We start from the raw sequence: 24,195 nt of genomic DNA, 5'->3' as shown, positions 1-24,195 counted from the left end.
GGCTTACCCGTGCAGTCGGCCGATAGACTGCAAAAGGCCGACTGCACGGGAAGTTCGTCGGTGCCGCAGAGGAATGGGTGTCAGTGGTAGAGATCGCAGTAGTCGACGCGGAGCTTGCTGCGTTGTACAACGGACCGGGGACGGAGTCGGCCCCGGCGTACGAACGCGTCAAGCACCTGATCGTGTCGCAGATCAACGCCGGCCGCTGGCAGGAGGGCGATCAGCTGCCCTCGGAGAACCAGCTCGTCGGCGCTCTGGGGCTGTCCCGCATGACCATCAACCGCGCGTTGCGCGAACTCAGCGCCGAGGGTCTCGTGGTGCGCCTGATGGGGGTGGGCACGTTCGTGGCGGCCACGAAGACGGCGTCGCCGCTGTTCGAGGTCAAGAACATCGCGGACGAGATCCAGCAACGCGGGCACCGCCACCGAACCGAAGTGGTGTACGTGCGTGAGGAAGACGCCGATCCGGCCAACGCCTTCATCCGGGATTCGATCCGCGGCAAGGTGTTCCACTCCCTGATGATCCACTACGAGGACGACACCCCGATCCAGCTCGAAGACCGGTTCGTCAATCCCGCCGAGGCGCCCGGGTATCTCGATCAGGACTTCACCCAGCAGACGCCCAATCACTATCTGAGCGTGGAAGCTCCGCTGACGAGGGGCGAGCACGTCGTCGAAGCGATCCTCGGATCGCCCGACGAATGCCGCCTCCTCCACATCGAGCGTTCCGAACCCTGCCTGCTGATCCGGCGCCGCACCTGGTCGTCCCGAGGGCTCGTCAGCGCAGCGCGTCTCGTGCACCCCGGTTCGCGGAACCGGCTCGAAGGGACATTCGGGACGGGCTGATCGGGGATCCGGAGGGCCCTGCGTGTTGTGTCGAGCAGGTGCTCGTTCGAACGTCGGAACAGAAGAATTGATGCGGGTCGGTGGGGCTGATGCCCGGGAACCATCGACCCGCACCATCTGCACCGTTTGACGCACCGATCCGACAATCGTCATCGGACGGGGTAAACGGGGAACGCACTGGTCAGGGAGTTCCGGTCAACGGCCGGCACTCGGGACGTTCCGATCAGCGTTCCGTGAATGAGTGCAGACGGATCAGCCCCTACTCGCAGGTCAGGGGATGCACCTGACCTGCGAGTAGGGAGAAGAGGCCAGCTCGCTGTCCTGTCCTGCCCTACGGGCTAAACCGGTATATGTGATCGTTCGGACTGATCCGCACCATGCGCGGGTTGGGTCAGAGGTTGCCGCGTTTGTCCTGCTCGCGCTCGATCGATTCGAACAGGGCCTTGAAGTTGCCCTTGCCGAAGCCGAGGGAGCCGTGGCGTTCGATGATCTCGAAGAACACCGTCGGCCGGTCGCCGAGAGGACGGGTGAAGATCTGCAGCAGGTAGCCGTCCTCGTCGCGGTCGACGAGGATGCCCCGCTTCTGCAGTTCCTCGACGGGAACGCGGACCTGGCCGATGCGGGCACGCAACTCGGGGTCCTCGTAGTAGGCGTCGGGGGTGGAGAGGAATTCGACCCCTTCCTTGCGTAGTTCGTCGACGGTGCGCAGGATGTCGCCCGTGGCCAGGGCCAGATGCTGGGCGCCCGGTCCCTGGTAGAAGTCGAGGTATTCGTCGATCTGCGAGCGCTTCTTGGCGATCGCCGGTTCGTTGAGCGGGAACTTCACGCGGTGGTTGCCGTTGGCGACGACCTTCGACATCAGTGCGGAGTAGTCGGTGGCGATGTCGTCGCCGATGAATTCGGCCATGTTCACAAAGCCCATGACTCGGTTGTAGAAGCCGACCCATTCGTCCATCTTGCCGAGTTCGACGTTCCCGACGATGTGGTCGAGCGCCTGGAACAGACGCTTGGGTGCGCCTTCGCGTTTGACGTAGGTGCTCTGCGCCGCCGTGTAGCCGGGCAGATACGTCCCTTCGTAGCGGCGGCCGTCGATCACACGCTGAACGAGAGAATGCCGGGTCTGCCCGTAGGTGGCGATCGCGGCGACACGGACCTTCCCGTGCTCGTCGGCGAGGTCGTGGGGTTCGTCGAGGACGGTGGCGCCTGCCCGCTCGGCCTGGGCGATGCACTTGTCGACGTCGGGCACTTCCAGGGCGATGTCGACGACGCCGTCGCCGTGGGCTGCGTGGTGGGTGACGAGGGGGCTGTCGGGGGCGACGGCGCCCTTGACGACGAAGCGGATCGAGCCGGATTTGAGGACGAATGCCTTGTGGTCGCGGTTGCCGTTCTCCGGGCCGGAGTAGCCGATAAGTTCCATGCCCCAGACGGATTGGTAGTAGTGCGCGGTCTGGGTGGCGTTTCCGACGACGAAGACGATGGCGTCCCAGCCGCTGACCGGGAACGGGTCGGTGCTTGCGTCGTAGTCGACCAGGCCGACGAGCTGCCTGAGCTGGTCGAGGTCGAGCTGGGCCTCCGTCTCCTGGGCGGTGAGCGCGTTGTTGGGCATGGGTGTTCTCCGGTTCTGTTCGGTTGGAAGGTGGTCGTGCCTGGACCGCCGCGGACCGCCGCTCGGCCAGCGAAGGCGGTCCGCGGCGGTTCTGGCAGTCGGGTCAGGTGGGGGTGTGGTCGATCAAGGGCCGTTCGATCTCGGCGGGCTCGGTGTCGGTGTGCCCGCGGCTGCGGCGGATCTTTCGGTAGACGAGAGCAGCAAGCAGCAGGCCCGCGAGCCAGAGCGGGAGGGCGATGGCGCCGGCGCGGAAATCCGGCAGCTGGGCCATCAGGACAACCACACCGGCGAGGTAGGCCAGCACCAGGTAGTTGGCGTAGGGGAACAGCGGCGACCGGAAGGCGCCGGCACCGGCGGTCCGCCGGAATCGCAGGTGGCTGATCGCGATCGTGCTCCACGTGATGATCTCCGCGGAGAGGATGATCGCCACCAGGACCATCAGCAACTGACCCGGGAAGAGGTAGTTGAGCAGCACCACGATCGCGGTGATCGCCGAGTTGATCACGATGCCGGTGACCGGCACTCCGCGTTGATTGGTTCGGGCGAGCAGTGCCGGCGCCTGCTTCTTCGCGGCCATGCCGTGCAGAACCCGGGCGTTGCTGTAGACCATGGTGTTGAAGACCGACAGGGCCGCCACGAGCACCACGATGTTGAGCAGGGTTGCGGCGCCGCCGACACCGAGGCCGTCGAGCATCAGAACGAACGGGCTGCCGTCCACCCCGACCCGGGCCCAGGGCCAGATCATCAGCATGACCCCGATCGCGCCGACATAAAACACCAGGATGCGGACGATGACGCCGTTGACGGCCTTAGGGATGCTTCGGGCAGGATCCTTGGCCTCACCGGCGGTGGTGCCGAGCGACTCGATGCCACCGAAGGTGAACGTGACCGCTACCAGGGACAGCAGAATGCCGGTCACCCCGTGCGGGGCGAATCCGCCACTGTCCCACAGGTTGCTCAACGCCGCGGAGTCGTAGTGCCCCGCCCCGAAGACGATGGCGACGCCGAAGACGATCATGGCGACCACGGCGGCGACCTTGATCAGGGTGAACCAGAATTCGAACTCCCCGAAGGCACTGACATGGATGAGGTTGACGCCGGTGATCAGGACAAGGGCGACGGCGGCGGTCATCCAGTGCGGCAGGCCCGGGAACCAGAAATCCATGAACGTGCCCACCGCGGTCAGCTCGAGCATGCTGACGACGATGCACGTCATCCACCAGTTCCAGCCCGTGATGAACCCGACGATCGGGCCGCAGTGCTCGCGGGCGTATTCGCTGAAGGAGCCGGCGACCGGTCGGGCGACGGCCATTTCTCCGAGCATCCGCATGATCAGGAAGATCACCGCCCCGGCGACCACGTAGGCCAGCAGGACCGCGGGTCCGGCGGTTTGGATGGTGGACCCGGAGACGAGGAACAACCCGGTGCCGATCGCCGACCCGAGGCCGATCATCCGGATGTGACGGTTTTGGAGTCCGCGCTGCATCTGCGCGGGGGCGGGCGTAGTCGGTTCGGCCATGGTGTGCTCGCTCTTATCGCTGGTAGATGGTGTCGACGCAGGTGCGGTAGGCGTTCTCGGTGGGGGTGATGCCGAGTTCCTTCGCCTGCGTGAGGTTGGCTCGGGTCTTGGCGGGGACGATGCGTTCGACCTTGGCCATCAGGTCGGCGGTGTTCGCGTCGGCGCCGTGCAGGTATTCCTCGGCGCCGCACATCACGCCGGCGGTGTTGTGCCACCACTCGGTCTGGAAGAGGATGCCGCGATCGGCCAACAGGTCGGCCAGCCGGATCTCCTCGTCCTGGGTGGTTGCCTTGAGTTGGTTGTTCGCCGGTCCGAAGACGTAGCGGAACTGGATTCGCCGGATGGTGTCCTCGTCGAGGATTCCGCCGATCGCGCAGGGGCAGAACACATCCGCGTCGATATCGATGATGGCGCCGACGGGCACCGACTCGACCGCCCGACCGGGGTGGGTGGCGAGGAAGTCCGCGGCGCGGGCCTCGTCGATGTCGGAGACGACGACCCGGGCGCCGCCGTCGAGCAGGTATTCGGCCATCGACCAGCCGACCGCACCGAGGCCCATGACGGCCACGGTCTTACCGGACAGCGTGTCGGTGCCCTCCTCGAACCGGACGGCCTCCTTCAGGGCGAGGTAGGTGCCGTATGCGGTGGGCTTGCCGGTCTCGCCCAGCGGTGACGCGGGACCGCTGGTGAACGACTTCGAGAAGTGCGCGTTGATCACGTCGGACATCGCGGTGGGGAAGTTCATGTCCGGGCCGGTCATGGTGCGGCAGTGATCGAGCGCGAACGACAGGAAGCCGAGCGCTTCGAGGTCGTCGAGGTTCAGCGGGTCCATCTGCACGGTGGTCTTGCAGCCCCCGAAATCCAGGTCTGCGGCGATGTTCTTGAAGCTCATCGCACGGCCGAGGTTCAGGCCGTCGATGATCACGTCCAACTCGCGCTCTTCGAGCGGATGGCGGCGGATCCCGCCGGCCAGGGTGGCGTGGCGCTTGTTCATCAGGCCCTGCCGTCGGCTGTGCTGGTGACACATCAACCGGATGTCGCGGCCCTGGTGGTAGTAGACCTCGATGCCGAAGTGCTTGCCGCCGCGCAGGAGTTCGAGGACCTCGTCGAGGTAGTCGGCGAGGCCGTGCTCGGCGTAGAGGGCGAGGACCTGCTCGTGACTCAGGTACACCGCGTCCGAGGTCAGCAGGCTCTCCACATGGAAGCTGCGGTTGTACTGCGCGAAGTCCAGATCGGCATCCCACTCTTTCGCCGCATACAGGCGGTGCCGATCGGTCCTCCAGTCGTACTGCAACTTCAACGACGTCAGGCCGGCGGCCTTCAGCGGGGCGAAAATGCTCTGATCCACGATGTCTCCTCAACTTCTCTACGTCTACCCGGCTACTCCCGATGTGACCCGGGTCGCAGTTCCAGTGACTTCCATCGTGGCGCTCTGACCAGTGCGTTGTCTCTAGCCACCCATCTCGAGTACCTTCGACATATGTCTAAGGTCGACGGAAACGGGCCGAGCCGCCTCAGCGAGATGCAGGCTCTCGTCGACGACCTGGCCGACGCGCTGCACCGCTCGGTTGCCGTCGACAATCCCCGCTTCGAGCTGCTGTGCGCGAGCGCCCAGACCGGGCCGATCGACCAGATCCGGGTCACCGCGATCATTGACCGCGCGCCCCCGACACCTCCGTTGCCGTGGATGCTGAGCCTCGGGGTCGCCACTTCCACCGAGCCGGTGCGGCTGCCGGGCAACGACGAGTACGGCATGCTCCCGCGGGTCTGCTTCCCCATCAGAGCGGAGGGCCTACTGCTCGGCTACCTGTGGTTGTTCGACGAGCCACCGGTCAGCGATATCGACATGGCCGAGGCCGGTCGCACCGCTGCGGCGCTGGCGCCCCTACTGGCCTCCGACGACACCGAAATCCGCTCCCGCGCAGACGACCTCGCCCGACTCCTCGCTGCCGCCATCACTCCCCAGTCCGCGGCGGCGGCCGTCCAGGAGGCGGTGGACCGCAACTACCTCACCACCCGGGGAAACCTGATCGTGCACGTCGCCGATCTCCGGCCGCGCCGCGGCCGAACGCAGTCGGACCGGGAGGGGCGCGACCTCCCGTTGGAGCTGGCCCGACGCCAGTTCACGCGCCCATTCCTGGCCCGGTACACCGACGACCAACTGGTCACCGTCACCAAGATCGCCACGCCCGGTGAGATTGGGGAATTCGAATCGACGCTGGTGCGCACCGTGCGCGCGGCCGGCTACGAGGTGACCGCGGCAGGCACCGCCACTGCCGCAACCGCGCCAGACCTGGAACAGTCCACGCACCGTGCCGCATTCGCCGCCACCCTCTCCGCGCCCCGCATAGGGCAGAAGAGCTTTCGGAGATGGGAAGATCTGGGAACCTGGCGCCTGCTGTACGGCAGACCGATAGAACCGGACACCGTGCGAGAGATCAGCGAGGACGCCGACCTGCTACTGCGCACCGGCAGCGCCGAGCACTGGAAAACGGTCATCGCCTACCTCGACGCCGGGCGCCGCGTCGACACCACCTGCGAAGCCCTCTCGATCCACCGAGCGACCCTGTACTACCGACTCAACCGAATCCGCGAACTCCTCGGCGCGGACGCCCTCGACGACGGCTGGCGCGCCACCTCACTCCACATCGCGCTCAAACTGCACCACCACCTCACCGACACCCGGCAATGATCCATGAGAACGGACGGTCCCCGTCGACCCGCCGCTGCTGGTGACCGATGAAGGATCCGCTTTCGGGACGCGCGTCGACCACTGTTCACCATGCGCTGAGCGCCAGCCTCGCGCCGGTGAAGGTTCCTGACGTGGAACGACCAGTCCAATCGCGATTGCGTTCGGATGATCCCTCTGGAACTCTCGAAGAATGGGCGTTGACGGACCCGCTCCACATGAGGACCCAGCCATCGAGATCCTCTCTGGAACGCTCGAAGAAGGCCTCGAATGGAAGGTGACCTGCGGGTGGCAAGCGGCTGACCCGTCGGCGCCGGAAGGTAACCTCTCAACCCATCTCGACGTGCGCCGCAACGGCAAGAGAGTGCTAAGTAGCGGATTCGAGGGGCCCCCGCTCTATCCCGATTCCCCAGTTAACGAATGGCGCGGAACATCTCGCGATCTTCCCTGCTTCGTGATGGTGCGAGCTCACCCGAACATTGATCAGGTGATCGCCGTGACTGGCCGCGGCAACGAGATCGAGCTCGCTCTGACGGCCGTAGTTCCGGAATTTGAGCTGTGTTTTGCCTGCGCGGCTCTGCCCAAAGGAGAGGACCCTGGGGTGTTGCTCTTCGCGAAAAGAGGAGAAGAGCCGAGGGTCCTGCGCACGCCTCCACCGCCGGGTCGATAGCCCGGCAATCGATCCGCTAACGGGATGGCGACCAGGCTGAGGATTCCGACACGTTCGTGAGAATCAAGCACTGACACGACGCTGAGAAACCGCAGGTTGCAGGCCCCGAGAAGTGACACGGAGCCGCGGAACCTACACCTAACGCTCTGCCGGCTAGGCGCTGTGTGGTCTAGTCGCGGCGTGATTGAGTAGTGCGGTTCGTTCCGTATCGGTGAGGGCGCGTTTCGCGCCGGTTTCCTTCTCCCACCACACCAGGACTGCTGTTGCGTAGGCAATGTCTTGTCCGTGTCGGTCACTGATGCGTTCTTGGGTGGTGATACTGGTGGTTCCGACGTTCACCACGGTCGAGGTCACCTCTACCGGGGAGTCGTTGAGGGTGAGTTCGTGGAGATATTCCAGATCCAAGCGGGCAATGACGTAGAGGGGATCTGGCTGGGTGAGCGCGGCAGCGAGCATATTTCCGCGGGCTTGGTCGAAGAGTGTGACGTGGACGCCGTGGAACACGTGCTGCTGGGCGTCGAGATCTCTCCACCGCAGTGGGATCGAGGAGGTCCAGCTGAAGTGGTCGCTCATTGTCGCGTTCCGGGATCGTGTGGGTACGGCCAGGTATTGGGGATCGACCTCTGCGTTGCGGCTGGTGACCTCGGTGGGGTGCCGTAGCGGATCAGGGGCCCGGCGAGGGCGACGGTGAGGCTGCCGATTGCGATCAACACTCCACCCAGAAGGGTGAGGCCGGCGCCGGTCAGTCCGTGTCCGGGGTGGTCGAGCCACGCGCTAGTGAGGACTGTGAGCATGGTGCCGGCCGTCGTCAGATGTCCACCGGTCATTGCGAGGTCAGCTATGGTCTGGTCGAACATCCTCGCCCGCTTCCCGGCCGGCTTGGTCGGTCTTACGTCCGGTGACCCATTGCGTCCAGTCCATCGCAGTTCCGGGTCTGCCCCACACCACGATCACCCGGGCGGCCTCGGTGCCGGTGTTGCGGAAGTCGTGCACGATGCCGGGTTTGGCGAGCATCGAATCGCCCGGCCTCAACTGGTAGTCGACACCGTCCATGCTCATGGAGGCGCTGCCACTGACGAGGATGTAGAGCTCCTCGAGGCGCAGGATGGACGTGGAGACCTTCGGAGGCGCCGACGGGCAGATCCCAGGTGTGCACGGCCACCGGAAGCGAGGAATCCTTCATGAAGTGCCACTGAATGCGGGTGGGCGCGCTGCCCTCGTGCAGTGCATGGTCGACGGTCACCGCCCCTGCTCGTTCGATCATGCTCGACTCCTTCCTCGATGGTGCTGTGCTGACGCCACCGCCGGGTGCTGACGCGTGTCGGGGCCGCCGCGGTGGCGGCCCCGACGATTGCGTCGCTGGTCAGGCCTTGACGGCGCTGTAGCGTTCGTCGCGCCAGGCGAGCGCGGCCTTGAGGCCCTTCTCGGAGGCGACCTTTTCGAATTCCTGCTGCTCGGGTGTGTTGGCGCCGTTGAGGATCGCCGAGATGTCGATGTTGGCATTGACGGCGGTGCGCAGGCCCTTGGCTTCGTAGGCGCGGTTGAGGGCCTGCTTGGTCAGCTGCAGGATCGGCAGCGGGGTGGGGGCGATTCGCAGGGCCAGTTCGCGGGCGGCGGATTCGAGTTCGTCGCGCGGGACGACCTTGTTGATCAGCCCGAGCGAGAGTGCTTCCTCGGCGCCGATCTTGTCGCCGGTGAAGAGCAGTTCGTTGGTCTTCTTCTGCCCGAGGATGAACGGCATCAGCAAGGTGACAGGCCCTGAGCCGTACTGGATTTCGGGTTCGCCGAACTTCGCGTCCTCGGCGGCGACGATGATGTCGCAGGCCATCGCGATCTCGCAGGCACCGGCCAGGCAGTAGCCCTGCACGACGGCGATGGTCGGCTTCGGGCAGGACCACACGCGCATGGTGACGTCGGCGTCGCGGCGCAGCACCGGCAGCCATTCGAGCGGAGTTTCGGTTTTGTCTTCGATTTCGTCGTTGATGTCGAATCCGGCGGAGAACGCGCGGCCGTTCGCGGCGATGAGGACGACCTTGATCGAGTCGTCGGCGCCGGCCTGGGCGATGCGCTTGTCGAGTTCGAGGACGACCTCGGTGCTGATGGCGTTGAGTTTGTCGGGGCGGTTGAGGGTGATCGTGGCGATCGGGCCGTCGGTTTCGTAGAGCACTACATCGGACATGTCACTCGTTCCTTCGTCGAAATGGGTTAGTGCAGCCATCGGGGTCGGCCGTCGCCGTCGAGGCCGAGGAAACGCGAGGCCGCCCACTGGGGGTTGCGGTCCTTGTCGACCAGGGCGGCGCGGATGCCCTCGATGAAGTCCGGGGTGCGGATGACGTCCCGGGTGAGGGCGAGTTCGGCATCGAGGCACTCGCGGAGGGTGCGTTGCTTGCCCCAGGCCAGCAGTTCGAGGGTCAACTGCAGGCTTTGCGGCGACAGCCGGGCCAGCACGGCGCGGGTGCCGGCCGCCCAGTCCCCGCCCGCGGCGGCGAGCCGCCCGTCGATCTCGGCGAGGGAGTCCGCGCTGAAGCACCAGTCGATCAGAGCGCGGTGTTCGGCCAGGGTGCTCTCGGTAACCGGCGCCGGGCCGGTCGAGAGGGTACGGAGAATCTCGTCGATCGGCTGATGGGGGTGATCGGCGAGCGCTGCCGGGACCAGTGCGATCGCGGCGGTATCGACGTAGTGGGTGGCCAGCCCGGTGTAGAGGGCGTCGGCCGCCGAGACCCGAGCCCCGGTCAGTCCGAGGTAGACCCCTAGTGCTCCCGGCAGCCGGGAGAGGAAGTAGCTGGCGCCGACGTCGGGGAAGAACCCGATCCCGGTCTCGGGCATCGAGAGGGTGGCGTTGTCGGTGACCACCCGGAAGGTCCCGTGAATCGACAGGCCCATCCCGCCGCCCATGCAGATGCCGTCGATGAGCGAGATGAACGGGACCGGGTACTCGGCGATGCGGGCGTTGAGGCGGTACTCGGTGGCGAAGAACCGCTCGCTCGCTTCCGGGTCGCCGGCCAGGCTGTTCTCCTGGACGGCGCGGATGTCGCCGCCCGCGCAGAACGCCTTCGGGCTGGCGCTGTCGAGCACCACGGCCCGAAGGCCGGCGGTCTCCCACCCGGCCAGCACCGTGTCGAGGGAGTCCACCATCTCGGTGGTCAGGGCGTTGAGGGCCTTGACCCGGTCGAGGGTGACGACCCCGATGTCGCCGCGCCGTTCGGCGCGGACGGTGTCGGCGAGCGCGGCGGTGGTCACGGTCGCTGCGTCACTCATGGGTGGGCATGGAGAAGTCGGCGCGGACCTGGGAGTCGTTGGGCCAGCGGGTGGTGGCGGTCTTGTTGCGGGTGTAGAACCGGACGCCTTCGGGTCCGTGGATGTGGTGATCACCGAACAGCGACCGCTTCCAGCCGCCGAAGGAGTGGAACGCCATCGGCACCGGGATCGGGACGTTGACGCCGACCATGCCGGCCTTGACCTGCGCGAGGTAGGTGCGGGCGGTGTTGCCGTCGGCGGTGAAGATGGCGGTGCCGTTGCCGAATTCGTGGTCGTTGACCAACTGCAGTGCTTCCTCGAAGGATGCGGCGCGGACGATGGACAGGACCGGTCCGAAGATTTCCTCGAGGTAGATCCGCATGGTCGGGGTGACGTGGTCGAACAGGGTGCCGCCGAGGAAGAACCCCTCCCCACCGGCTGCCGGAATGCTCTGCCGGCCGTCGACGACGAGTTCGGCGCCCTCGTCGACACCGATGTCGATGTAGGAGGCGACCTTGTCGCGGTGCACCCCGGTCACCAGCGGGCCCATCTCCACATCGGGTTCGGTGCCGGGCCCGACCTTCAGATCGGCCAGGGCGGCGATCACCCGCTCGCGCAGGGCGTTCGCGGTGTCCTCGCCGACCGGGACGGCGATGGAGATCGCCATGCACCGCTCCCCGGCGGAACCGTAGGCGGCGCCCATCAGGGCGGACACAGCCTGGTCGAGGTCGGCGTCCGGCATGATCACCATGTGGTTCTTCGCCCCGCCGAGGGCCTGAACGCGTTTGCCCTGCGCGGCGGCGGTGGTGTGGATGTACTCGGCGATCGGGGTGGAACCGACGAAGCTGATCGCCTCGACCTGCTGGTGGGTGAGCAGGGCGTCGACGGCGATCTTGTCGCCGTGCACGACGTTGAACACCCCGTCCGGCAGGCCGGCCTCGGTGAGCAGCTTGGCGAGTTCGACGCTGAGGGTGGGGTCCTTCTCGGACGGCTTCATCACGAAGGTGTTCCCGCAGGCCAGGGCGACGGGGAACATCCACATCGGGACCATGGCGGGGAAGTTGAACGGGGAGATCCCGGCGACGACGCCGAGCGGCTGGCGGAAGGTGACCCCGTCGACGGCGCGGCCGACGTTCTCGGAGAACTCACCCTTGAGCTGCTGTGGGATGCCGCAGGCGAATTCGACGACCTCGAGGCCGCGGATCACCTCGCCCTTGGCGTCGGAGAGGACCTTGCCGTGCTCGGCGGTGATGATCGCGGCGAGCCGGTCGGCGTGCTGATCGACCAGGTCGCGGAACCGGAACAGTACCCGTGCCCGGATGTGGGCGGGGGTGGCCGACCAGGCCGGAAACGCGGCGGCGGCGTCCGCCACGGCGGCGTCGACGTCGGCGGTGGTGGCCATCGCCACCCGGCCGGTGACCTGCCCGGTGGCCGGGTTGTAGACGTCGGCGCGGGACTCGGCCCCGCGGGCGTCGACGCGGCCGGCGATGTAGTGGTCGATGTCGACCGGCGCACCGGATGCGGTGGTACCCGGCGCCTGGGCGGGGATGGTGGCAGTCATGAAGAATTCTCCTCGAAGTGGTTCAGCTACAGGTGTCGCGTGACGACGTGGACGGTCAGCCGTAGATCTGGGCGTAGAGGTCGCGGATCTCCGCGTCGGTCGGGACGAGCGGGTTGTTGTTCGGTGACCCGGAGGCCAGGGCCTGCGCGGCCATCAGCGGGATCAGCTCGTCCCACCGGCCCTTGTCGATGCCGTAGGCCTTGGGGGTGGGCACGGCCACGTCCCGGCACAGCTCCCGCAGCGCGGCGACGAGGTTGTTCGCGGCGACGGTGTCGGTGTCGCCGGTGGTCGCGACGCCGAGGGCGCGGGCGCAGTCGGCGTAGCGGGATTCGGCGGCGGTCACCGAGAACGCGGTGACCGCGGGGAAGAGCATGGCGTTGGACAGGCCGTGTGCGACGTGGAAGTGCGCGCCGATCGGCCGGCTCATCCCGTGCACCAGGGCGACGGAGGAGTTGGAGAACGCGATGCCGGCCTGGGTGGCGGCGAGCATCATCTGCTCGCGTGCCTCGGCGTCGGTGCCGTCGGTGTAGGCGCGGCGCAGCACCCGGCCGATCGTCGCGATCGCGGTCAGGGCGAGGCTGTCCGCGAACGGGTTCGCCTTCTTACTGACGTATGCCTCGATCGCGTGGGTGAGGGCGTCGACGCCGGTGTCCGCGGTCAGCCGCGGCGGCATCGACACCGTCAGCTCGTAGTCGATCACCGCGGCGACCGGCAGGAACGCCAGGCCCGGGCAGAGCATCTTCTCGTCGGAGGCGCTGTCGGTGATGACCGTGAACTGGGTGGCCTCCGACCCGCTGCCGGCGGTGGTCGGGACGGCGATGACCGGCAGGGCGGGTCCGGTGTTGTTGCGGGGGGCCTTGTAGTCGCGCATCTGCCCGCCCTGGCTGCCGAGGATCCCGAGGGCCTTGGCGGTGTCCATCGGGCTGCCGCCACCGAATCCGATGACCGAGTCGGCGTCGTGCTCGGCGATGGCGGCGACGCCGGCGTCGAGGGAGTCGGTGGTGGGGTCGGGGACGGTGCCGTCGAACAACCGCGGCGTCAGACCGGCCGCTTCGAGGGTCTTGATCATCTGTTCGGCGGCGCCGGTGGAGACGAGGAAGGAGTCGGTGACCACCAGTGGGCGGGTGAGCCCGAGGCCCGAGACGACCTCGCCGATCTCGGCGACGGCGCCGCCGCCGATCCGCATGATCCGCGGGAGTGCAATGGGTGCAGCCATAATCGGGTCTCCTGTCAGCGGTGGTTGAAGGTGGGCTTGCGCTTGTCGAGGAACGCGGCCATGCCCTCGGTCTGGCCGTCGGTGGCGAACGCGGCGTGGAACAGGCGCCGCTCGAACCGCATTCCCTCCGCGAGGGTGGTCTCGAACGCGGAGTTCACGGCCTCCTTCGCCATCAGCACCGACGGGCGGGAGAACCCGGCGATCTTCTGCGCGATCGCGACCGCCTCCTCGATCAAGTCGTCGGCAGGCACGATGCGGGCGACGAGACCGATCTTCTCGGCTTCCTCGGCGTCAATGGTGCGGCCGGTCAGCACCATGTCCATGGCCTTGGACTTGCCGACCGCCCGGGTCAGGCGCTGGGTGCCGCCGGCGCCGGGCAGGATGCCGATGGTGATCTCGGGCTGACCGAACTTCGCGGTGTCGGCGGCGATGATCATGTCGCAGCTCATGGCCAGTTCCGCGCCGCCGCCGAGGGCGTAGCCGGCGACCGCGGCGATGATCGGCTTACGGGTGGTGGAGGCGCGTTCCCAACTGGCGGTGATGAAATCCTCGAGATAGACGTCGGTGAACGACTTCGGCTGCATCTCCTTGATGTCCGCGCCCGCGGCGAACGCCTTCGCGCTGCCGGTGAGGACGACCGCGCCGATGCTGTCGTCGGCCTCGGTGACGTCCAGGGCCGCGGTGAGTTCCTCGGTGAGCTCGTTGCACAGGGCGTTGAGGGCCTTCGGCCGGTTGAGGGTGATCACCGCGACCGGGCCCCGGCGTTCGACGATCAGGAAATTGTAGGTGCTCACGGTGTCGGTGGACGGTGCGCTGAGTTCGGCGATATCGGTCATCGATCTGTCACTCCTTGTGGGAATCATTGGTGGACTGGGGTTGTCAGTGGTCGAGAATGATGCGGGCGTCGAGGGCCACGGCGGCGGTGGGGGTGACCGCGATCGGGTTGCATTCGATTTCGCCGATCTCCGGGTGCTCGGCGGCGTAGGCCGAGAGGGTCGCGACGAGGTTGGCGGCGGCGTCGACGTCGACGGCGGGCTTGCCGCGGAAACCGGTGAGCAGCGCGGACCCTCGCAGCGACAGCAGCAGCTCACGGGCCTGGGCGGCGGTGATCGGGCCGAGGGCGCAGCGGGTGTCCTCGAGGAGTTCGGTGTAGACGCCGCCGATGCCGACGAGGACGATCGGTCCGAATGTCGGGTCGCGGCGCACGCCGATGATCAATTCGACCGCGCCGGAGAGGTCGGCCATCTCCTCGATGGAGCAGACCGGGGGTGCCAGCCGCGCGTGGACGTCGTCCCAGGCTTCGACCAGGGCGGTGTGGTCGGCGATGTTGAGGATGACGCCGCCGTTGTCGGACTTGTGCTCGTCGCCGAGGGCCTTGAGGACGAGCGGGAACTGCAATCCGGCGACCGCGGTCTCGAGTTCGGCGAGGGTCGACACCTCGGCGGCGGGAACGAAGGGGATCCCGGCGGCGGTCAGGGCGCGGCGGGCCGGCCAGTACCCGGTCTCGGTCAGCGGCGCGGTCGGCTCGGGCAGTACCGGCAGCGGGTGCGCACCGGCCTGGGCGCGTCGGGTCAGCCGGCTCAGAGCCCAGGTGGCGTGTTCGACGTTGCGGTAGACGGCGATTCCGCTCTCTCGCAGCGCCTGCGCGGGCTTGGAGTCGGCGAACATGGTCTGGGCGATGAAGCTGGCCTCGGACTCGGCGACGAGGGCACCGATGTCGTGGCCGGCCTGAATCTCGCCGGGCGCGACCGCGGGGTCGTAGTCGCCGTAGCCGCCGAAGAAGCCGGTCATCAGGACCGCGTCGGTCTCGGGGGCGTCGATGAGCCGTTGGGCGACGCGGGCGAAGCAGGTGATGTCCTGCTCTCCGCCGCCGGCGAGGTCGATCGGGTTCGATGTTGCCGCGGTCGGGGGCAGTTCACCGGCCACCCGGGCGGAGAGTTCGGCCGAGAACTCCTCGACGTGCAGCCCGGCGTCCTCGAGGCTGTCGCTGGCCAGGGAGGCGTGGCCGCCGCCGTCGGCGAGCACGGCGACCCGCGACCCGGCCGGCGGGCGGGTGCGGACGAGGGCTTGGAGCAGGTTGGCCATCTCGAACGGGCTCGAGACCAGTTCGGTTCCGGTCGCTTCACACACGGCCTCGAGGACGACGCTGGAGGTCACCAGCGAACCGGTGTGCGAGGCGGCGCCGCGGGTGGAGGCGGCGCCGCGGCCCACCGACAGCAGCACGACGGGCTTGCCGGCATCGGCGGCGCGGGCGGCGGCGCGGGCGAACTTGCGGCCGTCCTTGAAGCCCTCGCAGTACACCGCGATCGCCGCGGTGCCCTCGTGGTCGACGCAACTGTCGATCAGGTCGGCGACATCGAGGTCGGCGCAGTTGCCCAGGCTGGCGAACCGGGCGACGCCGAGGCCCTGCTCGGTGAAGTGCTCGGCCAGGTCGATGGCGACGTTGCCGCTCTGGGAGATGATCGACACCGATCCGGGCCGGAATTCGTTGACCGTGGCGTCGAGGCCGGTGGTGTTGTCGAGCACGCCGAGGCAGTTCGGTCCGAGCATCGGAATTCCGGCGTCCCGCAGACGTGCGACGAGGGCGTTCTGCCGGGCGAGGCCCTCGGCGCCGGACTCCCCCAGTCCTGCGGTGATCGCGACGATCGCCCTGACGTTGGCGGCGATGGCGTCGTCGACGGCCTCGTCGAATCCGGCTGCCGGTACGGCGATGACCGCGAGATCGACGGCAGCGTCCAGGGCGGTCAGGCTCGGTACCGCGGGGTGGTCGAGGATCGTCGGCCGGGTCTTGTTGATCAGGTACGCCGGTCGCCGGATCTGATCTCGCAACGCGCGCACGGCGAGCCAGTTGCCGTACTTGGCGGGATCGTTGCTCGCTCCGACGATCGCGATGGAGGACGGGTCGAACAGGGCGGTCAGGTCCCGCCTGGTGAGAGGCGGCGCGAGGGCGAGTGAGGTCATCGAGAGATCTCCGTCTTCGGAAGCGGGTGGGGTGGTGGTGGCAGCGGAACGAGTGGAAATGCTGCGGAAGTATGTGATGTGGATCCCAAAATAATATGGAATTATTGTGAGGTCAAGAGGGATGGTTCCCGACCTACGGCGGCAGGACTGCCCGAGACCCGGTCTCGACACGGCACCTCTGGGGCGTTACGTGCCGGACGTTACGATCGGGAGGCGACCTGCGCGTTCGAAGAATGCGGAGAGATGCAGGTAGAGGGGTTGTGAACGAACTGATGACTGCAGCGGATGTGACACAGGTGAGCGAGGATCCGCTCGTCACCGCGAGCCGGCGGCGCATCCTCGAGGCTGCCGAGCGGCTGATCGGCGTGCACGGTATCGAGAAGGTGCGCCTTCGCGACATCGCGCGGGAGGCGGGAGTCTCCATCGGGAAGATTCAGCACTACTTCGACAACCGTGACCAGGTGATCGAGGCGATGCTCGGCGCGGCGAGTATGCGGCGTGTCGAGGAATGGGCGACGTTCGCCAACGACATCGACGATCCCGCCACGAAAATGGTCTCGTTGCTCGAGCACGCCATCACCGACCGGGAGCGGTGCACGGTGTGGTTGGCGACGACGTCGGTGGCCAGCCGCAACGAGCAGTTCATTCCGGACGTGGCGCGGATCTACGCGGCGTGGCGCGCGAAGCTTGTCGAGGTGATCGACGCCGGTCGGCGCGACGGGGTCTTCCACCCGACCGCGTCCGCCGATGAGGTGGCGGACGGAATCATTTGCGCCATAGACGGTTTGATGACCGCAGTGGCCATCGCGCTGACCGACTACACCCCCGAGCGCAACACCCGGATGCTGCGGCACGTCACCGGGCTGCTGCTGGGAACCAGGTTCGAAGCCGAGGGCGACAAGTGATGCTTCATAGGGCTGGACCGGCCGCGACGGCTGATCACTGCCAGGCGAATACCGGCTGACCGACATGGGCGACGCGGGTATGGCGCCGGCGCAGCACCACTTCGCGGAACTGGTAGAGGATGGCCGCAGTCGGGGCGTGGACGTCGACGTCGCGGAAGGGCCATTGCAGGATCGGCGCGTCGACTCGGGGGTCGGTGACGAATCGGGGGTCGGCGTCCACCTCGTCCATGGTGACGGTGTGCACGTGGGCGACCTCGGCGGGGTTCGGGTGCAGGGTGCCGGTGAAGTCACCGATCCACACCACGAACGGGGTGATGACGAAACCGGATTTGGTGGCGAAGTCGTCGAGTTCGCCGATGATCTGGCCGTGATGGGCGTGGACCCCGAGTTCTTCCTCCAGCTCCCGCAGGGCCGCTTCGGCGGCGGTCTCGTTGGGGTCGATACGCCCACCGGGTAAGGCGAACTGGCCGGGATGGGCCCGCAACGACGACGATCGTTCGGTCAGCCAGATCGCCGGTTCACCGTCGGTGGTCAGGACCGCGATACAGACCGCGGCGGCCCGGCGGCCGTCGAGGGGCAGCTTGACCGCCCGGAATCGTCCGATCGATCGGGAGAGTTCGAACCGGTTGAGCGTCGACATACTGCCCCCTTCTGGGACTTCCCATCCACCCCGGGCAGGTGGGCGGAGGCGGCCCGAAGCCGTCTCCACCCACCCGGTTTACCTCTTAGGGAACCAACACGATCTTTCCCTGGACATCGCCGTTGGCGAGCTTCTTGAGCGCGGACTCGGCGTCCGCCAGCGGCAGCACCGAGTCGACCTGCGGGCGCAGACCGGTGGTGTCGAGCAGGGCGAGGAGTTGCTGCAGTTCCTCGCGGGTGCCCATCGTCGAACCGAGCACCTGCAATTGGAGGAAGAACACCCGGTTCAGATCCGACGGGGGGTTGGGGCCGGAGGTGGCCCCGCAGGTCACGATCGCCCCACCCGGCTTGAGCGATTTCAGCGAGTGCGCCCAGGTGGCCTGGCCGACGTTGTCGATCACCGCGTCGACCCGCTCGGGCAGCCGTGCCCCGGACTCGAAGACCTGATCGGCGCCCAGCGCAAGTGCGGCATCGCGCTTGGCCTCGCTGCGGCCGGTGACCCACACCCGCAGACCCGCGGCCTTACCGAGGGCGATCGACGCCGTCGACACCCCGCCCCCGGCTCCCTGGATCAGCACTGTCGAGCCCGGCGCCAGGTTCGCCTTGACGAACAACATTCGGTACGCGGTCAGCCACGCGGTCGGCAGGCACGCGGCCTGCTCGAACGTCAACGACGCCGGCTTGGCCACCAGGTTGCGGCGCGGGACCAGCACCTTCTCGGCCAGGGTGCCGTCGTAGACCTCCGAGAGCAGTGAGCGCTTGGGGTCGAGGGTGTCGTCCCCGGTCCACCCGGGCGAGGTGATCACCGAGTGCACGACGACCTCGTTGCCGTCCTCGTCGATCCCGGCAGCATCGCCACCGAGGATCATCGGCAGCTGATCCGGGCGGATACCCACCCCGCGCAGAGTCCACAGGTCGTGGTGGTTCAGTGCCGCCGCTTTCACCGTCACCGTCGTCCACCCCTCACGAGGTTGCGGGTCGGGACGCTCACCGACGACGAGGCCGGAAACGGGGTCGTCGGGATCGATGGCATTGGCGTAGGCGGCAAGCATGGTGGAACCTTTCGTATTTCAGTCGAGGGTCGATCCTCGACGACACCTGTACCCCGGCAGGGTGCGCGGGGTACAGGCGGGAGTAGTCGAAACGATCAGACCTTTTCGGGGTCTCGTGTTTCGGAGATCGGGGATTCGTTCAGGTCGGTGCTTGAACCGGGCGTGAGAGCGGACCGTGATCGCTCGCGGACGGTCTTGATACCGAAGGCGATGAGGATGACCGCCCACACTGCCAAACCTTGCAGCAGTGAGATTCGGGAGGTGCTGTCCCACAGCATAGTTGCCAGGATGAACACGATGACAGCGGTCACCGCGATCGACAGGAACGGGAACAGCCACATCTTGAACTCGAGCTTCCCACCGTGCTCCCGCTCGTTCTTCTTGCGGAGAATGATCTGCGAGATGCAGATCATCAGATAGACGAACAGGATCATCGCGCCGGAGGCGTTGATCAGGAACAGGAAGACACTGTCGGGGTAGAAATAGGCGACAGCGATGCACCCGTAGCCGATCGTGGTGCACGAGAGCACACCCCAGACCGGGACACCACGCTTGTTCACCGAGGTCATCCACTTGGGGCATTCACCGTTCGAGCCGAGGGTGAACAGCATCCGCGAGGTCGAGTACAGGCCGATGTTCAGGCAGGAGAGCACCGCGATCAGGATGACGACGTTGAGGATGTCGGCGACACCGGGAATGTTGAGCACCTGCAGCACGTGCAGGAACGGGGAGTCCCCGGTCGGGATCGAATCCCACGGGACGATGGTGACGATGATCAGCGAGGACGTGACGAAGAAGAACAGCACGCGGTAGATCACGGCGTTGACGGCGCGCTTGATCGCCAGGCCCGGCTCCTTCGACTCGGCGGCGGCCACGGTGACCACCTCGGCGCCGACCATGGAGAAGATGACGACGACGACACCGGAGAGCATCGGCAGCACACCGTTGGGGGCGAGCCCACCGTGTGCGGTGAGGTTGGAGAAGTCGATGGTCGCGTTCGGCCACAGTCCGAGGACGAACAGCACGCCGACCCCGACGAACGCGACGACGGCGGCGACCTTGATGCCGGCGAACCAGTACTCGAATCTGCCGAAGTTGCCGACCGACACCAGATTCACCAGGGTCAGTGCCAGCAGCAGCATGACCGATAGGAGCCAGGCGGGCACACCGTGGATCCAGCGTTGCAGCAGTTGCGCTCCGACGACGGCCTCGAATCCGACGACGACCATCTGGTAATACCAGTACAGCCAGGCCGTGGAGAAGCCTGCCCAGTTCCCCATGGCGTCGCGGGCGTAATCGGTGAACGATCCGGTCCGCGGGTTTGCGACGGCCATCTCACCGAGCATCCGCATCACCAGCAGGATCAGCACCCCGGTCAGGGCGTAGGTGACGATGGCGGCCGGTCCGACCGCGCTGATGATCGCCCCCGAACCGATGAACAGCCCCGCCCCCATCGTTCCACCCAACGCGATCATCGTCAGGTGCTTCTGCTTCAACGGAGTGTGCAGCCCTCCGTGGGTGTCGATGTCTTGCACGTGTTTCTCCTCATTGCAGGGGATACGGAGCGGAACCCGAGTCCCGGCGGCGGCTCGCTCCCGCTGGGCACCACTCGAGTCGAAGGATCTCTGCGCGGCCAAGCCGGGTCGATTCGGGTCGGCCGCATCGGGGTGTGAACCAAGTCTCACTGCGTTCGGTGCAGATCACAACACCGAATTGGGCACACACCTGTGCATATTTGCACAGCGTCCGGTTAGTGTGAGGTGTGATCGATGCCGACGACCTGCGTTATTTCCTCGAAGTGGCCCGGACCGGTCGCCTGGTGGCGGCGGGCAAAGGACTCGGTGTCAACCACTCGACCGTGGGCCGGCGGATCACCGCCCTCGAGCGGGCACTGGGGAACCGGCTGTTCGACCGAGCACCGACCGGGTGGGTGCTTACCGACGCCGGACACGAGTTGGTGGTACACGCGGAGTCGATCGAATCCGCGTTGCTCGCGGCGATGGAAGGAGCCGCCTCGGGCGGCGGGCGACTGTCGGGAACCGTGCGAGTCGCCACCCCGGACGGGTTCGGGGCATTCATCCTCGCCCCCCACCTCGACGAGTTGTGCTCACAGAACCCCGACCTCGACATCGAAATCGTCACCGCCACAAGGCATGACGTTCTCGCGACCCGGGAGTTCGACGTCGCCGTGACCCTCGAGCGGCCGTCACCGCGGGCGGTGGACATCAGCGAACTCGCCGACTACCGACTGGGTCTGTACGCGAGCGCGGGATACCTCGAGTCACATCCACGGATCTCCCACGTCCTCGACCTGCACGACCATCCGCTGATCGGGTACGTCGACTCCCTTCTCGACGTCCCGGCGCTGCGCATCCTCGACGAGGTCCTGCCCGGGCACCGCACGCGCATCCAGACCAACAACATCACCGGCCAGTGGACCGCCACCGCCGCCGGCCTCGGCGTCTCCGCCCTCCCCCTGTACATCGGCGACCCGGACCCGACGCTGGTGCGGATCCTGCCCGAGGAGGTCACCGTACTGCGCAAGTACTGGCTGATCGTGCCGCGAGAACTACAACGGCTCGCCAGAGTCCGAACCGCCATCGCGACACTGCGATCCATCGCCACGAACCACGACAGCTTGGTCACCCGGGTCGGATGACCGGGGTCGAAAGACGATCACGTACCCGAAACATGAGCCGCAGGGAGAAAAGCGCCCAACCCTGGGAGCACGGAGACACACACGATCTGCGCCCGGCAGACCCGCAAGTGGCTCCCACTCAGGAGGAGTAGTACGGGGGTTCCGTGCCGGGATCATCGACGACGACGTCGACACGCGGGTCTGCCACAATCCGATCGATCGCGTCGGAGGCACCGCCGATCGCCGCGAAGTGAGGATCGATGTCGCAGGTCACGCACCATGCGTGATCGACCGGCCATACGAACGCCGGGGTGGGAGCTTCGATGTCGTGCAGCAGCACCTTGATCTGGGCGTCCCAGTCGGCGAAGTCGGCCAGGGTTCCGTGGAACAGGAAGTAGTCGCGGTTCGGGATCGATATCTTCGGCGTCGGATCGTCGGCGGTGAAGCTCGGCCAGCCGTCCCAGATGCAGAAATAGCAGTCATCAGGCGTGCCGGTATAACGGGCAAGGTCGGCCAGAACTACCCCGAGTTGTTCGTTGTCGGACAGCCCATTCGGGTCACGTTGGGCATCGCCTTCCGTTTGCGCCGAATAGGTCGGGTCTGGGATGAACCGTAGGCGTGCGTACTTGTCGAAGGCGACCGGCCCCCGGGCCGCCAGCCGCGCCCAATTTTCGACTCGTTGCTGAAGCCAGTGCGCAGCCGACAGATCGTCGCACCGTGTGATACTCATTCGACCAGTGTGAACGCTCCGGCTGGCACCACCGCCAGATGGCCGGTAGCGGCCCCCGGCGTGACCCGGTCCCTGCCCGTAGTCACGAGAGTCAGTCTGAGGCGTCGCGCTGGGTGGTGCGGAACAGTGCAACGAGGCCGCCCACGTTGGTCGTCACGGAACACCACCTCCCGCGCGCCGAAGAGGGGAAGAGGGAATGACCGTCGCAGTCACCGGATACCGCCATGGGCAGTGAGGAGTGCCCAGGTGGGTCCTTGGACTAGGTGTGTGATGCGGGAGGTTCGTGTCCGATAGGTGATCCGTATTCGGTGGCGATGTCTGTGACCGTGGGAACCATGAGCACTCGTGGCGTGGTCCGGGAATGGAATGACCACGACCTCTTCGGCGTAATTGACTCGCCGGAGACCCCGGGCGGTTGCTGGGTGATCTGGTCCACGGTTGCGGTACGTCACCCCGAGACCGGCAAGCGAGAGTTGATCGTCGGTCAAGAGGTTGACTTTGACTGGGAGACATCCGGTTAGGAGGGTTCCAGTTTCGGGCGACCCTGGTCTGGCCGGCGGGCACCGATCCATTCGCGGATGATCGCCCACCGGTACATCGACGCAGCGAGCTTGGGAGCCTTGAGATTCGAGATGACACCTGGCCCCTTCGCGGGTCGGATTCGTCCGACCGGTAGCGGATCCTCATCCGGCTGACGAATGGGGCCGCACCCACCGGGTGCGGCCCCGCGGACTAGAGCGTGTCTGCCAAATATTGGCGGTTGGATGCTCGAGACTGTCCCCGTGTTGCGTGCCAACGAGATTTCCGATGCCCTGTGGGCTGTGATCGAACCCGTCCTTCCTTCTCTGGCGGGACGGAGGGGGCGGCCGTGGAACGATCATCGGTTGACGCTGGAGGGAATCGTCTGGCGGTTCCGTACCGGGTCACCGTGGCGCGATCTGCCCGAATGTTTCGGTCCGTGGCAGTCCATCTGGGAACGGCATCGCCGCTGGTCCGACGACGGCACCTACGTGCGGATGTTCGCCGCGGTGCGGGCGGCAGCACCCGAACGAGAGGAACAGCTCGAACGGCTGCTGTCGATCGATTCGACCGTTGTCCGCGCCCACCAGCATTCGGCCGGTGCCCTGACCGATGCGCACACAGGGGGCTCGGTCGAATGACAAGAATCTGGCCAACGAACCCGCCGACCACGCACTCGGCCGCTCCCGGGGTGGGCTGAGCACCAAGATCCACGCCCTCACCGACACGTTCTGCTGCCCGCTGACGCTGCTGCTCTCGCCGGGGCAGGCGGGCGACAACCCGTACCTGGCGCCGCTGCTCGACGCACATCGCGCCCACGACACCGAAAGGTTCCGGCTGCTGGCCGACAAGGCGTACTCGCATCCGAGGACTCGAAAGCATCTGCGGGAACGCCGAATCTCGCACACCATTCCCGAACGCCGTGACCAGATCCGACGCCGCAAGGCCAAGGGGCCGGATGGAGGTCGACCGCCGGCATTCGACAAGGACCTCTACCGCGAACGCAACACCGTCGAGCGTGGTTTCGGGCGACTCAAGCAATGGCGTGGCATCGCCACGCGTTACGACAAGTACGCCACCACCTTCCTCGGTGGCGTACTCCTCGGCGCGATTGTTATTCATCACCGTGTCCGCAAATAGCAGACACGCTCTAGTTAGACAGCCCGCACATTCGTGGCCTGCGGACCCTTCTGTCCCTGGCCCACCTCGAACTCCAGACGCTGGTTCTCATCGAGCGACTTGAAGCCACTGCCCGAAATCTCCGAGTAGTGCACGAAGACGTCCGGAGTCCCGTCGTCGGGTGCGATGAAACCGAAGCCCTTCTCGCCGTTGAACCACTTCACGATGCCCTGCGCCATGCAAACTCCCTACAACCTCGATCCGGGCACTCACATCGAATCCCCGATCT

The 24,195-nt window shown here is 66.6% G+C and carries 22 protein-coding genes and 1 pseudogene; 6 read left to right on the top strand and 17 right to left on the bottom strand.

Annotated elements, in window-relative coordinates; genetic code table 11:
- Positions 1 to 77 precede the first annotated feature (77 nt).
- Positions 78 to 845, top strand: a complete 768-nt coding sequence (gene hutC / locus CA951_RS18135; RefSeq protein WP_043825206.1) for a histidine utilization repressor — start codon at positions 78 to 80, stop codon at positions 843 to 845.
- A 391-nt stretch (positions 846 to 1,236) separates the two neighbouring features.
- Here hutC and hppD read toward each other — a convergent pair whose 3' ends face one another.
- From hppD to CA951_RS18120, 3 genes are all read right to left on the bottom strand, one after another.
- On the bottom strand, positions 1,237 to 2,451 hold the full coding sequence (gene hppD / locus CA951_RS18130) for a 4-hydroxyphenylpyruvate dioxygenase (protein ID WP_087558168.1): 1,215 nt from the start codon (positions 2,449 to 2,451) through the stop codon (positions 1,237 to 1,239).
- Positions 2,452 to 2,554: 103 nt separating this feature from the next.
- Positions 2,555 to 3,970 (bottom strand): amino acid permease, encoded by a 1,416-nt coding sequence (locus CA951_RS18125; RefSeq protein ID WP_087558167.1) that lies wholly within the window; start codon positions 3,968 to 3,970, stop codon positions 2,555 to 2,557.
- A 13-nt stretch (positions 3,971 to 3,983) separates the two neighbouring features.
- Positions 3,984 to 5,318: a Glu/Leu/Phe/Val dehydrogenase family protein gene (locus tag CA951_RS18120; RefSeq protein WP_179220231.1), complete on the bottom strand. Its 1,335-nt coding sequence runs from the start codon at positions 5,316 to 5,318 to the stop codon at positions 3,984 to 3,986.
- 132 nt (positions 5,319 to 5,450) lie between these two features.
- On the opposite strand from CA951_RS18120, the gene CA951_RS18115 reads away from it, so the two are divergent.
- Entirely contained in the window at positions 5,451 to 6,662 is a 1,212-nt protein-coding gene (locus CA951_RS18115) for a CdaR family transcriptional regulator (RefSeq protein WP_087558166.1), read from the top strand.
- A 190-nt stretch (positions 6,663 to 6,852) separates the two neighbouring features.
- Positions 6,853 to 7,329: a hypothetical protein gene (locus CA951_RS42840; RefSeq protein ID WP_143543068.1), complete on the top strand. Its 477-nt coding sequence runs from the start codon at positions 6,853 to 6,855 to the stop codon at positions 7,327 to 7,329.
- A gap of 153 nt (positions 7,330 to 7,482) precedes the next feature.
- On the opposite strand, the gene CA951_RS18110 is transcribed toward CA951_RS42840, so the two are convergent.
- From CA951_RS18110 to CA951_RS18070, 9 genes are all read right to left on the bottom strand, one after another.
- Entirely contained in the window at positions 7,483 to 7,902 is a 420-nt protein-coding gene (locus tag CA951_RS18110) for a thioesterase family protein (RefSeq protein ID WP_087558165.1), read from the bottom strand.
- Complete coding sequence (locus CA951_RS18105; protein WP_143543067.1) at positions 7,899 to 8,186, bottom strand: hypothetical protein; 288 nt, start codon at positions 8,184 to 8,186, stop codon at positions 7,899 to 7,901. Before CA951_RS18105 ends, CA951_RS18110 begins: the two co-directional genes overlap by 4 nt.
- Positions 8,164 to 8,412, bottom strand: a complete 249-nt coding sequence (locus CA951_RS18100) for a cupin domain-containing protein (RefSeq protein ID WP_256973993.1) — start codon at positions 8,410 to 8,412, stop codon at positions 8,164 to 8,166. Before CA951_RS18100 ends, CA951_RS18105 begins: the two co-directional genes overlap by 23 nt.
- A 280-nt stretch (positions 8,413 to 8,692) precedes the next feature.
- Positions 8,693 to 9,508, bottom strand: coding sequence for an enoyl-CoA hydratase/isomerase family protein (locus CA951_RS18095; protein ID WP_087558162.1), 816 nt, complete (start codon positions 9,506 to 9,508; stop codon positions 8,693 to 8,695).
- 26 nt (positions 9,509 to 9,534) lie between these two features.
- Entirely contained in the window at positions 9,535 to 10,587 is a 1,053-nt protein-coding gene (locus tag CA951_RS18090; RefSeq protein WP_087558161.1) for an enoyl-CoA hydratase/isomerase family protein, read from the bottom strand.
- Positions 10,580 to 12,127 carry a CoA-acylating methylmalonate-semialdehyde dehydrogenase gene (locus CA951_RS18085; protein WP_087558160.1) on the bottom strand — a complete coding sequence of 516 codons (1,548 nt, stop codon included), beginning with the start codon at positions 12,125 to 12,127 and terminating at the stop codon, positions 10,580 to 10,582. The genes CA951_RS18090 and CA951_RS18085 overlap by 8 nt, the downstream gene beginning before the upstream one ends.
- 55 nt (positions 12,128 to 12,182) lie before the next feature.
- Positions 12,183 to 13,343 (bottom strand): iron-containing alcohol dehydrogenase, encoded by a 1,161-nt coding sequence (locus CA951_RS18080; protein WP_087558159.1) that lies wholly within the window; start codon positions 13,341 to 13,343, stop codon positions 12,183 to 12,185.
- 14 nt (positions 13,344 to 13,357) lie between these two features.
- Positions 13,358 to 14,137: an enoyl-CoA hydratase gene (locus CA951_RS18075; protein WP_218780507.1), complete on the bottom strand. Its 780-nt coding sequence runs from the start codon at positions 14,135 to 14,137 to the stop codon at positions 13,358 to 13,360.
- 85 nt (positions 14,138 to 14,222) lie between these two features.
- Positions 14,223 to 16,304 (bottom strand): acetate--CoA ligase family protein, encoded by a 2,082-nt coding sequence (locus CA951_RS18070; RefSeq protein ID WP_087558157.1) that lies wholly within the window; start codon positions 16,302 to 16,304, stop codon positions 14,223 to 14,225.
- A 272-nt stretch (positions 16,305 to 16,576) separates the two neighbouring features.
- On the opposite strand from CA951_RS18070, the gene CA951_RS18065 reads away from it, so the two are divergent.
- Positions 16,577 to 17,209, top strand: coding sequence for a TetR/AcrR family transcriptional regulator (locus CA951_RS18065; RefSeq protein ID WP_179220230.1), 633 nt, complete (start codon positions 16,577 to 16,579; stop codon positions 17,207 to 17,209).
- Positions 17,210 to 17,243: 34 nt separating this feature from the next.
- On the opposite strand, the gene CA951_RS18060 is transcribed toward CA951_RS18065, so the two are convergent.
- From CA951_RS18060 to CA951_RS18050, 3 genes are all read right to left on the bottom strand, one after another.
- Positions 17,244 to 17,849, bottom strand: coding sequence for a CoA pyrophosphatase (locus CA951_RS18060; RefSeq protein WP_087558155.1), 606 nt, complete (start codon positions 17,847 to 17,849; stop codon positions 17,244 to 17,246).
- An 85-nt stretch (positions 17,850 to 17,934) separates the two neighbouring features.
- Entirely contained in the window at positions 17,935 to 18,900 is a 966-nt protein-coding gene (locus CA951_RS18055) for a zinc-binding dehydrogenase (protein ID WP_087558154.1), read from the bottom strand.
- 95 nt (positions 18,901 to 18,995) lie between these two features.
- Positions 18,996 to 20,435, bottom strand: coding sequence for an amino acid permease (locus tag CA951_RS18050; RefSeq protein ID WP_256973942.1), 1,440 nt, complete (start codon positions 20,433 to 20,435; stop codon positions 18,996 to 18,998).
- A 227-nt stretch (positions 20,436 to 20,662) separates the two neighbouring features.
- Between CA951_RS18050 and CA951_RS18045 the strand changes: the two genes are divergently transcribed.
- Positions 20,663 to 21,559, top strand: a complete 897-nt coding sequence (locus CA951_RS18045) for a LysR family transcriptional regulator (protein ID WP_087558153.1) — start codon at positions 20,663 to 20,665, stop codon at positions 21,557 to 21,559.
- A 118-nt stretch (positions 21,560 to 21,677) separates the two neighbouring features.
- On the opposite strand, the gene CA951_RS18040 is transcribed toward CA951_RS18045, so the two are convergent.
- Positions 21,678 to 22,268 (bottom strand): hypothetical protein, encoded by a 591-nt coding sequence (locus CA951_RS18040; RefSeq protein WP_087558152.1) that lies wholly within the window; start codon positions 22,266 to 22,268, stop codon positions 21,678 to 21,680.
- A gap of 782 nt (positions 22,269 to 23,050) precedes the next feature.
- On the opposite strand from CA951_RS18040, the pseudogene CA951_RS18030 reads away from it, so the two are divergent.
- Positions 23,051 to 23,927 (top strand): annotated as a pseudogene (locus CA951_RS18030) (IS5 family transposase).
- Between the two features lie 14 nt (positions 23,928 to 23,941).
- Here CA951_RS18030 and CA951_RS18025 read toward each other — a convergent pair.
- Positions 23,942 to 24,145, bottom strand: a complete 204-nt coding sequence (locus tag CA951_RS18025) for a cold-shock protein (RefSeq protein WP_087558151.1) — start codon at positions 24,143 to 24,145, stop codon at positions 23,942 to 23,944.
- Between the last annotated feature and the right edge of the window lie 50 nt (positions 24,146 to 24,195).

This window comes from Rhodococcus sp. NCIMB 12038 (genome assembly GCF_002165735.1).
Lineage (GTDB): Bacteria > Actinomycetota > Actinomycetes > Mycobacteriales > Mycobacteriaceae > Rhodococcus_F.
The sequence above is the reverse complement of the archived record's forward strand: the minus strand, read 5'-3'. Positions and strand labels throughout refer to the sequence as shown.